This window comes from Ruegeria sp. AK4 (genome assembly GCF_056541025.1).
Genome location: NZ_JBQFXS010000013.1, coordinates 47,583 through 59,694 on the forward strand (window position 1 = coordinate 47,583; position 12,112 = coordinate 59,694).

Sequence of the window (12,112 nt, forward strand, 5' to 3'; positions counted from 1 at the left end):
TGCACCTGCATTGAACTTGCCTGAAATGGATATCTTTGCCGCCCGCCCGACTGGCTTCGACCGGTATCAAGTGTTCAACGGAAGGAGATACAATGACCCGCATCGTGATTCTGGGCGGCGGTTTTGCAGGTTTGTTTGCCGCGAAATCGCTTGTGAAACATCTGGGAAAATCCGCTGAAATCGAACTGATCAGCGACCAGAATTTCTTCGTGTTTCAACCGCTGCTACCTGAGGTTGCCGCGGGTTCAATCACTGCAGCACATGCTATTTCCTCGCTCCGCGGTTTGTTGAAACACGTCAAGACAAGGAAGGCACGGGTTCATTCCATCGATTTCGAAGCAAAGACTGTAACCGTGTTTCAGGGTGTCCAAAGACGCCCGACACAAGTGGCTTATGATCAGCTTGTCATAGCTCTGGGACAATCTACTGACCTGTCCAGAACACCCGGTCTATCGGACCACGCGCTTGCGATGAAAACGCTGGCAGATGCCAGCAGACTGCGGGCGCATGTCATCGAGAAACTGGAGCACGCCGACATCACGCAACTGCCCGAAGTCAAGCAAGAGGCCCTTACTTTCTGCGTCATCGGTGGCGGGTTTTCCGGAGTTGAAACTGTCGGCGAGATCAAAGAGCTGATTGACCGGTCTTTGAAATATTACCCTTCTATCGACCCATCCGAAATTCGAGTCATTTTGCTGGAATATGCAGACAGTATCCTCTACGAACTGCCCCCGCGTCTGCGCCAATACGCGGCCCAAAAGCTGGATGCGCGGGGTATCGAGGTCCACACGTCAACCGGTGTTGCCAGTGCAACCGGTACGGCAATCGTAACAACAAACAATGACGTTATCGGCACTCGGACGGTTATTGCGACCATCGGCAATGCACCTTCAGGCGTCGTTCGTGGAATGAATGTCCACTGCGAACGCGGCAAGATCGTAGTTGACCGTTCGCTCGCGGTTGCGGGTGTTCCAGATGTCTGGGCCTTGGGCGATTGTGCATTGGTTCCCTTGGTAGAAGATGCGAGCGCACAGAATGAATTTGCACCGCCAACGGCACAGTTTGCAGTGCGTGAGGCACGGACAGTGGCGGAAAATATCCGCAGAAAACTGGCCGGGCAGCAGCCCTGTCTGTTCAACTACAAATCAAAGGGGGCAATGGCGTCCTTAGGCGGCAAACGCGGCGTTGCCGAAGTGATGGGCCTGACGCTGACGGGGTTTCCAGCATGGCTGTTATGGCGCGGCTTCTACTTGTTCTTTTTGCCTGGGGCGTCTGCCAAACTGAAAGTCCTTCTGAATTGGGTGTTAGACGGTCTGATGCCTCGGAGCATTGTTCAGGATGTTAAGCCAGAGAACAGCCATACCCAAATTGCGCACTACCGGGCCGGAGACCGCATTTTCGAGGCGGGCAATCGGGCAGACGGGTTTTACACCATCATCAGCGGCGGGGTCGAAGTGCGCATGAAGGATGCCAACACCGGTGAGTTGACCACCCGGGAGATCGCAGCCGGAGGGCATTTCGGTGAAAGGTTGATACTTGGGGAAAGCCGGCGCGCAGGAACTGTACGCGCCCTCGAGGCTACGGAAGTTCTGGTGATGGATCGCCAGGAATTCCTCAGGTTGGCTTCGGCATTTCCGGCGTTCCAGGACTATTTCCAGACCTATTTCAAAGACACTTACGGCATCGACTGGACACCAACGGTTCAAGCTCAATAACGTCCGCTATTCTGCATGGCGCGGTCAACTTCATTCTGCGCCATCGTCAACGCCTCTTTGTTGGACAATGCGCCGGACAGAGCATCATGTATCCTCGCTCCAAGTATGCTTTCGATTGTACGATACTCAGGTACCGGAGGACGCTGCCAGGTACACAGCATTCCCCGTTGCGACAACCGGTCGACGAACCGAACAATAGGCGAAGCCGCAGCGGCCTCTGGATCTGCGGCAACCGAGAATCGAGGCGCAACCGGCAAACCATTCGTGACGTGCCGCTTCATCGCCTCTGGCGAGGCCATCCAGGCAATTGCCTCAAATGCCAGCTTAGCGCGCGATTTTGGCAGGTTGGCCGGTATGCCTAGCAGAAAGCCCCCGGTCGGATTGGCACTCATGCCCATTGGACCTTTGGGCTGAGGAATAAGCTCAGAGCGTTTCTTGACCATAGAGCCGATATCATAATCAAACCGCGCCGCCCGCATGGTCCAGCAATAGGCCATGGCGACCTCACCTTCCAGAAAAGCTTCGATCCGGCGGTTCCAATCCATGTTCAGGATATCAGGTGGTGAAATTTCGACCAGACGGTGCATGTAGTCCAAGACGATCTGACCTTCTTCGCTGTCGATCTTCGGACGGAGACTGTTGCCGGCAAGATCGGCCCAGTTGTGATACCGCCGCGCACGCGGGATGCTCAGAATAGGTGCACCGCAACAGCCCATCAAGATCATGAAACTTGAGGCGATCGGCATTCCCCTCGCGGCGTTCCAGGCAACACCAAAGAAACCTCGGGATGGGTCCTGCAATTGCCGACCCGTTTCGATCACCTGATCGAATGTTCTGGGATGAGGCAGTTCATGTTCGGAAAACAAATCCTTGCGTACTGCCATTGCTTCGATCGTCACATAAATCGGAACGCCGTACTGCCGGTTGCCCCAAGTGCCTGACGCCCAAACCGCCGGGTGGAAATCCATCACGCGGATGTTGGTTTCTTCGATGAACTCGTCCAGTGGCATGAGCATGTCATTTTCGGCAAACTCACCTAGCCAGGGCATGTTCAGCGTCACCACATCAAATTCAGATTTAGGCAGGAACTCATGCAGGCGTTCGTGTAGGTCGGGCAGAAAGTGCAACGAGAAACTCTTTCTGGACCCCAGATTGTTTCGATAATCCGCCCACATGTTGCGCATGGCCGAGAAGTAGTTATCGTTGTGCAACAAGAACTTCAGTTCCTGATCGCTCTCGGCCAGTTGAGATTGCAATGGCGGTGGAGGCAAAATGTCCCGCGCAAAATCTGCGCCGCCAAAGTAAAATTCATCTGCATTTTCCACGCCGGTTAGCCCAACTGTTTCGGCCAACAACGACTTGACTTTAACGATATAGTCGACAAATGCCGAATACATCTCGGGGCTGGGCTGCAGGTAAAAGGATTTGCCTGTTGTCGAGCGCGCGACCTTTACGATCTGTCCATCTTCAATCATCGAGTGAATGCGCCGCTGGGCCGTTCCATAAGGCACTTCCGCCGCATCGATGAGCATTGAAATCGTGACCGGTTCACCCTTTAGGTAAGACGTCACCAAGAAAGACGTCAGGTTCCAGGACGGATCCCCAGGTCCACCCCGTACCAGTTCATTAAACGGAGCTCTGGTTCGCGAGAGGAACCTGATGATCCTTATAACTTCGTGGTCAGTGATATCCGATTTGATATTAGAGACAGGCACCTCGACTCTCCCCAAAAAAGCGCCAGCAATGCGCCGGCGCCAAGTCCAGGGAGGATTTTTTAGCTGCACAACGCGTCGTTGTTCAAAACACCATATCAAAGTTCTGACGAACTGTGTGCATTGAATATCCAAAATGGATTTTCTTGTTTACAATAATGTGTGCAGATTGTGCAGAAGATGATCCGCAAATATCGCCGAACCTCGCGCTTGTCCTGATTCCTAATCATCTCCTTTTCCCAAAATTCGAGAGGTTACGGGAAATGTCCCGCGAGTAACGGGATATCTGCAGGCGAACGGAAAGTTCAGTCGTGATACGGAGGTCAAAATGGCAAAGAACCTGAACATGTTTTCGCTTGAAGGTAGGATCGCAGTTGTCACCGGCGCGGCCCGCGGGATTGGCGAGGCGATTTGCCGTCAACTGGGCGAAATGGGTGCCCATGTTGTTATGGCCGACCTGCTTGATCTCGTCGACGAGACCGCATCAAAACTCGCCGACGAGGGGCTTTCGACCGAAGCTGAACGAATTAACGTGACCTCCAGTCAATCCGTGCAGGAACTGGCAGATAGTGTGAACGCGAAACACGGCCGTGTCGATATTGTCGTCGCAAATGCGGGTGTGGCCTATGAAAGCTCCACCGAAGATCACAGCGACGAGGACTGGCGCCGTGTGATGGCAATCAACCTAGACGGTGTGTTCTTCGTGGCCCGCGCATTCGGAAATATCATGTTGGATCAGGGCAAAGGATCGATCGTCGCGATTTCATCGATCGCCGGGGTCAAGGCCGTGCGTCCAGAGCTTCACATCGGATATGATGTCACCAAGGCTGGTGTCGCACATTTCTGCAAGGTCGCCGGAGTAGAATGGGCAGCGCGCGGTGTTCGGGTGAACGCTGTTGGGCCAGGCTACACCAACACTGAAATGCTTCAAAAGGTAGGGATCGAGCAGCCTGATGTCATGGCGCGCTGGATCGACGATATTCCGATGAGCCGACTCCTTGAACCAGCCGAAATCGCCCAAGCGGTTGCCTTCCTCGCCTCAGACGCGGCGAGTGGGATCACCGGTCAGCTTCTTATGGCGGATGCGGGGTATTCTGCTGCGTGAGGTGCAACCGGGATCAATGCGAGTGGGTCAGGCATCTCTAAAATTGGTTGGAATTGCGCTGCTTATTTTTCCGAAAGAAGCGCGCGCACCCAAGCTTCACATAATTTGGCTTACCGGTAACAAGGCCGAAGTCCAGGTATCGCTCACACACGCGCTACGGAGCCGTTGGTAGCGCCCATCAACATGTTACACCCTGACATCGATTGACACTGACCGTACTGGGCACACTTGCGTTCCCCGCCATTCCACTTATGAAAGTGCCGTCAATTGACCTAGGGGAAAGCTTGCGATGCGCATGCGCGATACGTTCATCAAACCGATGCACCCAGAAGGTATTCGGTTTGTCGCAATCTTTGCCGCCGTAACCGTCGGGCTGTTTCTGTTGTCAGACATTCTGGGCTGGATCGGCGTCGGCCTCACGATCTGGTGCTACTATTTCTTTCGCGACCCGGAACGGGTGTCACCTACAGGTGAAGGACTGATTGTCAGCCCGGCGGACGGGGTGGTTTCTCTGATCGAAGCGGCGGTACCACCGAAAGAGCTCGGGATGCCCGACACGCCTCTGACCCGTGTCAGTGTGTTCATGAGTGTTTTCAATTGTCATGTGAACCGCACTCCCACTGAAGGTGAGATAACCGCTGTCGCCTACCGCCCCGGCAAGTTTTTCAACGCTTCCCTGGACAAGGCCAGTGCTGATAACGAGCGTAACAGCCTGCGTATTCAAATGAGGAATGGTCAGGACCTGGCTGTGGTCCAGATTGCGGGCCTCGTGGCCAGACGGATCGTCTGCTTCGTGAAACCTGGCACCGCGCTTCAAATCGGACAGCGATTTGGATTGATCCGTTTTGGATCCCGGCTGGATGTTTATCTTCCAGATGGTGTGGAGCCGCAGGTGCGTCTCGGGCAGACGATGATTGCAGGTGAAACCATCCTTGCCAGTTTGCACACACCCAATGAAAAGTAGGTGGCTGGATCAGTGACAGAACCATCCGAACAGGAAGAGACCGGGTTTGCGCTGATCCATTTGTTGCCCAATGCGCTGACCATTACGGCTGTTTGTGCGGGTCTGTCGGCAATCAGATTTGGCGTTCAGGGCAACTACGTACTTGCGGTGCAACTCATCATTGCCGCCTGTGTGCTGGATGGGTTGGACGGGCGCATTGCACGCCTACTCAGTAGTGATAGTAAAATGGGCGCTGAGCTCGATTCACTCGCTGATTTTTTGAACTTCGGAGTTGCCCCTCCGCTTGTTCTCTATTTCTGGGCCTTGCAGGACATACGCAGTGCGGCGTGGCTTGCAGTTCTGTTCTTTGCGGTGTGCTGCGTCATGCGCCTAGCCCGGTTCAACGTGGGTAGCAAGTCCGAGACCTGCGATCAGGACAGTGCTTATTTCGAGGGGGTTCCCGCCCCTGCAGGAGCGCTGCTGGTCATGTTGCCAATGTATCTGTCCTTCGCCTTCGCGGATGCCCCATTGCTGCCCAGTATAGTGATTTGCCTCTACATGGTGATCATCGGTCTTCTGCTTATCAGCCGCATACCGACCTGGTCTTTTAAAACCACGCGGATCTCACGCGAAAATGCGAAATTCTTTCTCATCGGCGTCGCTGTTGTTGGCGCCGCGCTGCTGACCTTTGCCTGGGCCACGCTGATCGCGCTTTGTGTCGGGTATGTGGGAATGGTCGCCTGGGCGTTGCTCGACAGCGAAAGACCTTCTAACCGTTAAGGACAAGATATGGACATCAAAGCCGTTCAGACCTCTTACGCTCGCTGGGCACCCGTCTATGACAAGACGTTTGGAGCTGTCACGAACGTCGGGCGCCAGTGCGCAGTTGAATACATCAATACACGCCCCGGCAAAGTATTGGAGGTGGGCGTGGGTACCGGGCTGTCACTGGAACACTACAAGTCCGAGATGCAGGTGACCGGAATCGATTTCAGCGAGGACATGCTGCAAAAGGCACGCGACAAAGTAAAAGATCTATCGCTGAACCATGTCGCAGTCCTCCGGCAAATGGATGCCCGCAGGCTTGATTTTCCGGACGACAGTTTCGACACTATTGCAGCGATGCATGTTCTGTCTGTCGTTCCGGAACCGGAAAGGGTGATGGCGGAAATTGCAAGGGTTTGTAGACCGGGTGGAAAAGTGGTGATCACCAATCATTTTCAACGAAAACGGGGGCTGCTTGCATCCCTGGAACGCGTCTTTGCTCCGCTCGCAAACACGATTGGTTGGCATTCCGACTTCAAGATCGAAACGGTATTGCAAGAGGACGCACTGACCGTCGAAGAGCAAAAACCACTTCCGCCGCTGGGGATGATGACTTTTCTGGTATTGAAGAAATCAAAAGTCGTATAACGGCCTCGTCAGTCAACCTAGTGGGCCATAAAGAGTAAAGTGAGCACACCAATTTTTGCTCAACCATTTAACACATTTAAGCTTATGTCGGTCTTGCCCTGTGCCAGAGTCGCCACGACGGGATGGCCGCTCAGGTATTGCGCTTAGACTACGAGGTCCGCGTTTGAAGTCCCGCAATTGACCTTAAGTCGGCTACATCAGATCGTTGCCGAAAGAAATTTGTCTGCTACGTGGAGCTTTTCCTATGTCCAAAGTCATTCTGATCACCGGGACGTCGACTGGCCTTGGCGTTCAAATCGCCGTGCAAGCCGCGCGGGCCGGTCATACGGTCTACGCCACCATGCGCAACCTTGCCAAGCGCGATGCCCTAGACGCAGCGACCGCCGAAGCGGGCGTCAGTCTAAATGTGCTTGCCCTGGACGTACAGGAAAGTGCCAGCGTGAACGCCGCTGTCGACCAGATCATCGCGGACGAAGGGCGGATCGACACGTTGATCAACAATGCAGGTGCTGGGTTTGTGCGCACAACCGAACAGGCCAGCGAAGAGGACGTTGCCTGGGTCATGGATGTAAATTTCAAGGGTGTCGTGCGCTGCACAAAAGCGGTAATGCCACACATGCGCACTGCACGCACAGGTCACGTCATCACGATCTCATCCGTAGGTGGCCTTGTGGGCCAACCGTTCAATGAAATCTACTGTGCTGCAAAGTTCGCAGTAGAGGGATACACAGAAGCCCTGGCCAGTTATATCACGCCCAATTTCGGCATCCATTTCTCAGCTGTCGAACCGGGCGGCATCCAATCTGAATTTGCCGCTAACGTGCTAAAACATGTTGAGGCCACGGGCGGGATGCTTGAGGATGAGTACCTGCCCATTCTCCAGAAATACATTGGTGGCGCGCAAGCGCGAATGGATGGGAGCGATATCTATCAGACCTCTGAACAGGTCGCCTCGGTCGTGATGGACGTGGTTGACGCCTCCGAACCGCCAATCCGCATGCGAACTTCGGATTGGGGTGAAGAGTTCACGCGCCTGAAAACCGAAGCAGACCCGGATGGAAAAAAGCAACAGGCGGCTGTAATCGAGCAGTTCCTCAGTTGAACCAAGCTACTCGAACGCGGTTGACTGGAACGTGACGACCTCTCTGCGATTGCTGCAAGATTTCATGCCATACCACTGACGGCGCTTACTATTTTTGATCTCTCTCAGTTCAGTTTAGTGTCGGTTCTTGGAATTGTGGGCGGTATTCTCCGAATGCGGCCACATGGCATATTTTTCCCTATTTGCAACTGTTGCGTACGTTCCAAAATACGCACCGATCAATCCGATCTCTTCAGAATCAGAAATTTTATTGCACCTAAATGCTCAGCGCGAAGCCATCGACTGACAAAAAAATGCACCAGAACCAGCTTAAGACATAATTGCTTGAGAATTTGCAGCTAAATTGTAAGTGGCGTGATGCCACCTGCGAACGATGCGAGAATAGGAGCGGTAAGTGCAAAGCCAGCGCGCAACACCTCTCCAACGCCTTCTTTCAATCCGTGAGATGCCTTCCAGTCTTCAACATCAAAAACGTCTTCTGTCGTTTCGCTTTTATGGGCCTTGCGGGCAAGGTCTTTGATGCGACCGTCCAGTATCAAGGCGACAGGAAGATAGAAACTCAACATCAGCAAGCAAAAATAGGTTCCGGTAAACAATGCCCATGCGGTCACCAACGAGGTATAAGCGGATCTGTTGCGAAGTTTTGACTGGCGACAGCGATAGCATTGTATCGGCGGGCTAAGCGGCCAGCTCTGCAAATTGCCGAAACGGACAGACTCCGGGCGTGATTTGACCTTTGCGTGCGGATCATGTGTGCCACTTCGATTTCGTCGAGGGTTGCCGCCGCTGAAGCGAACGCCTTGAACCCTAGCATTGGCCGGATGCGTCTCTTGATGAAACGATGGTCCTGTTCCACGATGTTGTTCAGGTATTTCCGCCTCACCATCTCAATCGGGATCGGGCAGCCAAAGCCATTCAGCATTTTGTTGATCGCCTTGATACCAGCTGTGTTGGCGCCACTTTTGTCGATGACGATCTTACGTGGAAGGGCGTTGACCTCCAGCATTCGAGCAAAGAATTTTGTCGCAGCCGGTTTGTTTCGACGTTGTGAAAGCATGAAATCGAGAGTTTTACCGTGTTTGTCGATCGCTCGGTAGAGGTAAACCCATGATCCCTTTACTTTAATATAGGTTTCATCCATTCGCCAGGAGCGGTCGCATGGGCCTTTGCGGCGGCGTGCTGTTTCAGCGATTGCGCAAGAGTATCGTGTCACCCAGCGGTTCAGCGTGGTGTGATCGACGGAAACACCTCGCTCTGCCATGATCTCTTCCAGATCGCGGTAGGAAACGCCGTATCGAACGTAGAAGAATACTGCGAATAGGATCACATCTTTCGGATACTGTGCACCATTGAAGGAAATCATGAGCTGGCTTTCGACTTGATACGACCGACGAGTCATTCACTCGTTAATTCCGAAAGCGTCAATGGCCGAAAGTTTGCAACGGAACCGCTCGGCGTCGCGCTAGTACCGCGTAACAGAAGTGACGTTTGACGTCTTCTCCAAACCCTCCATGGCACTTCCGAAGTTTTTCACTGCGTAGATCGAGTACAAAATGTCGATCATCTGAAGTTGCGCAATTTTGGAGACCATAGACTCATGGTAGTCTGCCGTGCCTGTCGCTCCTGTAACCGTTGGCGTGAACAGTTTGATATCTGAGTATTTCACAATGGGGCTATCAGTGAAGCTCGTTATACACAGCGTTCTTGCGCCTTGTTCTCGTGCGGCTTTGAGTGCATCTACAGTCGAAATTGTGCGACCGGAATTAGAAATACCAATCGCCAGGTTGTGGGGGCCAAGCGATGCTGTCGAAATCTGACGAACTCCAAGATCGCGAAAGAACTGACAGCTCTTGCCGACGCGCATGAACCGCATCAATGCGTTTTCAACGCATATCATGGACGAGCCCATGGCAAAAAACGAAAGCGTATCTGCTTCCTCGATTGCCGCAACCGCGGCCTCAAATTGTCCAGAATGCGACCCGGCCATAGTGTCCTGAACAGTCATGGCATAACGCGCAGATACCTTGTCGATGATCGCTTTTGAATCGTCCGTTTCGGAAATATCTTCATAAACGTGCCGATCTGATCCGGAGGTCTCGGTCGCCTGAGACTGCGACAGCTCTTCTGCAATCAGGATTTTGAACTGCTGGAAACTCGACACATCAATTTCCCGCACGAAACGGGTAACTGTAGATTCCGACACGTCGCAGATTGTGGCCAGCTCCTTGATCGACATCGACTTCACTTTTTCCGGTTTTTTCAGAACCTGCTCTGCAATACGGCGCAAGGCTGGGTTGAGATATGCAGACATATAGCGAATCCGGCTCAAAATCCCGGTTGAGTGCGCACCATCCATATGATCGTCCTTGTTCGGTTCCATTCTTTCCTCATGCCGGACTTTGCTGTCGAACATGTAGCACGAAAGAAAATTTTATTGCATCCTCATTTATTCCAAGGAGAAACAGACAATTCCGCAGTCTGCATATGTGATTTGACAACAGCGTGGGCCGAAGTGGCGGCGTCTTTCGCGTCGAGCCAACCCTTACGCCAGAGGCTGACCCCTCCAACCAGGTCGGGGCCGAGGACTTCGGACGAGAAGCTTTCAACGGTAAAATCGCCGGAATAACCCACATCTGCTAGGGCGCGGAAATATGCACTCCAATTAAAATTGCCGGTCCCGAGAAGGCCACGATGGTTTTCCGCGACATGGGCGTAACCCAAAAGATCGGCGTTCCGCGAAATAACAGACGGCAAATCCGCTTCTTCGATGTTCATGTGGAACGTATCCATATGAATAAACATGTTGGCCGCACCGATTGACCGGATCATATCTCCAGCCTGGTCCAGACTGTTGATCATGTTTGATTCATATCGATTTACCGGCTCGAGTCCGAGCTTGACACCCAGATTGCCCGCAAATTTGTCCAGACGCGCCATTGCTGCCACAACAGCGGCTCTTTGCGCATTGGTTGGCGGCGCTGCGTAGTTGTTGAAGGCCGCATAAGTGATCCCACTGACCGCCGGCACGCAGAGGTCGCTTGCTATTTCCAGGCAACGCGTAACGGTTGCTTCGCCGGCTTTGGCAATTTCTGGATTGGTGCTGGAAATATCCGCGCCCGGGCTAAGGGCCATACCAAGTCGCAACTCAAGTCCGGCGTCTTTGACGACCCGGCCCGTCATTCCGGTATCCAGCGTCTCAGGATCAAAAATCAGCACCTCAAACAGATCATAGCCGATCTCGGCCGCAATACCTGTTGCCCGCTGCGCGGTTTCCTCGGTCCAGGTGTCTCCGAAAACAAGGCTATGGATGCCAATCTTGCTCATCTTCTTCCCTTACCCAAAAATCGAACGGATTGTACCGCCGTCGGCCCGATGGCAGACCCCGTTCATCGCCGCATTTGTGGCCAGTTGCAGAACGCCGCGCCCATGCATTGCTGGGTCAATTAGTTTTTGCGGCAGATTGCCCGGCTGTACGTCACGGTAGAAGTCTTTTAAAGCAGCCTCGACCGTAGTGCCCTGATCACTAGCCAAACCTTCGAAGTAGCCCATCACCGACTCCGTTGCGGTTGTGCCAGGCATGTAACTCGTCACACGCACATCAGTGCCGCGTGTTAATTCGGATAGTGAACGGCTGAGGCCAAGCATCGCAGATTTTGTAGTGGAATAGGGCACCATATTACCGATCGACCGGATTGCGGCTTCGGAAGCAATGAAAACGATGCTTCCGGAGTTCCGATCCAGCATATCACTCAGCACCAAACGGCTGATCCGGACAGACGTCATGATGTTGTGATCAAAATACTCCATCCAACGGTCATCGCTGACCTCGAAAAAGTCGTTCACATCGAACACGCCAATGTTGTTCACCAAGAACTCCACAGCTCCATGTGCTTTGGCGAACTCAAAGAGATCCGCTGCCCCTTTGGCATTGCGTAAATCGGCAACAACTCCGTGCGCACGTTCACCAATCTCGGCGCAGGCAGAGTCCAGCTTCGACTGCGTCCGACCGTTGATGATGACGATGGCACCCTCGTCGTGGAAGGTCTGGGCGATGGCCCTGCCAATTCCAGTTGCACCGCCTGTCACGATGACGACTTTTCCATTAACCCCGAAATCCATGGC

11 protein-coding genes and 1 pseudogene are annotated in these 12,112 nt (G+C 53.4%); 6 read left to right on the forward strand and 6 right to left on the reverse strand.

The features are described from left to right. Positions 1-92: 92 nt before the first annotated feature. A complete protein-coding gene (locus ACR0EZ_RS18995) occupies positions 93-1,715 on the forward strand; it encodes an FAD-dependent oxidoreductase (RefSeq protein WP_480616073.1) in 1,623 nt (540 codons plus the stop codon). On the opposite strand, the gene ACR0EZ_RS19000 is transcribed toward ACR0EZ_RS18995, so the two are convergent. Further along, a complete protein-coding gene (locus ACR0EZ_RS19000) occupies positions 1,709-3,499 on the reverse strand; it encodes an ABC transporter substrate-binding protein (RefSeq protein WP_480616075.1) in 1,791 nt (596 codons plus the stop codon). The two genes, ACR0EZ_RS18995 and ACR0EZ_RS19000, sit on opposite strands and share 7 nt — an antisense overlap. A gap of 256 nt (positions 3,500-3,755) precedes the next feature. Here ACR0EZ_RS19000 and ACR0EZ_RS19005 point away from each other — a divergent pair, with 256 nt between their 5' ends. The 5 genes from ACR0EZ_RS19005 to ACR0EZ_RS19025 all read left to right on the forward strand — a co-directional run bounded on the left by ACR0EZ_RS19005 (position 3,756) and on the right by ACR0EZ_RS19025 (position 7,990). After that, on the forward strand, positions 3,756-4,532 hold the full coding sequence (locus tag ACR0EZ_RS19005; RefSeq protein ID WP_480616077.1) for an SDR family NAD(P)-dependent oxidoreductase: 777 nt from the start codon (positions 3,756-3,758) through the stop codon (positions 4,530-4,532). Between the two features lie 289 nt (positions 4,533-4,821). Then, on the forward strand, positions 4,822-5,496 hold the full coding sequence (locus ACR0EZ_RS19010; RefSeq protein WP_480616079.1) for a phosphatidylserine decarboxylase: 675 nt from the start codon (positions 4,822-4,824) through the stop codon (positions 5,494-5,496). Continuing rightward, positions 5,497-6,255: a CDP-diacylglycerol--serine O-phosphatidyltransferase gene (gene pssA, locus ACR0EZ_RS19015; RefSeq protein WP_480616081.1), complete on the forward strand. Its 759-nt coding sequence runs from the start codon at positions 5,497-5,499 to the stop codon at positions 6,253-6,255. A gap of 9 nt (positions 6,256-6,264) precedes the next feature. Continuing rightward, on the forward strand, positions 6,265-6,888 hold the full coding sequence (locus ACR0EZ_RS19020) for a class I SAM-dependent methyltransferase (RefSeq protein ID WP_480616082.1): 624 nt from the start codon (positions 6,265-6,267) through the stop codon (positions 6,886-6,888). Positions 6,889-7,132: 244 nt separating this feature from the next. Beyond that, a complete protein-coding gene (locus ACR0EZ_RS19025) occupies positions 7,133-7,990 on the forward strand; it encodes an SDR family oxidoreductase (protein WP_480616084.1) in 858 nt (285 codons plus the stop codon). 338 nt (positions 7,991-8,328) lie between these two features. On the opposite strand, the gene ACR0EZ_RS19030 is transcribed toward ACR0EZ_RS19025, so the two are convergent. From ACR0EZ_RS19030 to ACR0EZ_RS19050, 5 genes and pseudogenes are all read right to left on the reverse strand, one after another. After that, on the reverse strand, positions 8,329-8,601 hold the full coding sequence (locus tag ACR0EZ_RS19030) for a hypothetical protein (protein ID WP_480616086.1): 273 nt from the start codon (positions 8,599-8,601) through the stop codon (positions 8,329-8,331). A 67-nt stretch (positions 8,602-8,668) separates the two neighbouring features. After that, positions 8,669-9,353 (reverse strand): annotated as a pseudogene (locus tag ACR0EZ_RS19035) (IS6 family transposase). A gap of 99 nt (positions 9,354-9,452) precedes the next feature. Then, positions 9,453-10,370: a MurR/RpiR family transcriptional regulator gene (locus ACR0EZ_RS19040; protein WP_480616088.1), complete on the reverse strand. Its 918-nt coding sequence runs from the start codon at positions 10,368-10,370 to the stop codon at positions 9,453-9,455. A 62-nt stretch (positions 10,371-10,432) separates the two neighbouring features. Beyond that, positions 10,433-11,314 carry a sugar phosphate isomerase/epimerase family protein gene (locus ACR0EZ_RS19045; RefSeq protein ID WP_480616090.1) on the reverse strand — a complete coding sequence of 294 codons (882 nt, stop codon included), beginning with the start codon at positions 11,312-11,314 and terminating at the stop codon, positions 10,433-10,435. A gap of 9 nt (positions 11,315-11,323) precedes the next feature. Beyond that, positions 11,324-12,109 carry an SDR family oxidoreductase gene (locus ACR0EZ_RS19050; RefSeq protein ID WP_170694280.1) on the reverse strand — a complete coding sequence of 262 codons (786 nt, stop codon included), beginning with the start codon at positions 12,107-12,109 and terminating at the stop codon, positions 11,324-11,326. Positions 12,110-12,112: the final 3 nt, after the last annotated feature.

Bases quoted from the DNA above. Each gene is read 5' to 3' on its own strand.
- ACR0EZ_RS19025 (WP_480616084.1), top strand. From the start codon at position 7,133: ATGTCCAAAGTCATTCTGATCACCGGGACGTCGACTGGCCTTGGCGTT.
- ACR0EZ_RS19040 (WP_480616088.1), bottom strand. From the start codon at position 10,370: ATGGAACCGAACAAGGACGATCATATGGATGGTGCGCACTCAACCGGG.
- ACR0EZ_RS19020 (WP_480616082.1), top strand. From the start codon at position 6,265: ATGGACATCAAAGCCGTTCAGACCTCTTACGCTCGCTGGGCACCCGTC.
- ACR0EZ_RS19005 (WP_480616077.1), top strand. From the start codon at position 3,756: ATGGCAAAGAACCTGAACATGTTTTCGCTTGAAGGTAGGATCGCAGTT.
- ACR0EZ_RS18995 (WP_480616073.1), top strand. From the start codon at position 93: ATGACCCGCATCGTGATTCTGGGCGGCGGTTTTGCAGGTTTGTTTGCC.
- ACR0EZ_RS19050 (WP_170694280.1), bottom strand. From the start codon at position 12,109: ATGGATTTCGGGGTTAATGGAAAAGTCGTCATCGTGACAGGCGGTGCA.
- ACR0EZ_RS19010 (WP_480616079.1), top strand. From the start codon at position 4,822: ATGCGCATGCGCGATACGTTCATCAAACCGATGCACCCAGAAGGTATT.
- ACR0EZ_RS19045 (WP_480616090.1), bottom strand. From the start codon at position 11,314: ATGAGCAAGATTGGCATCCATAGCCTTGTTTTCGGAGACACCTGGACC.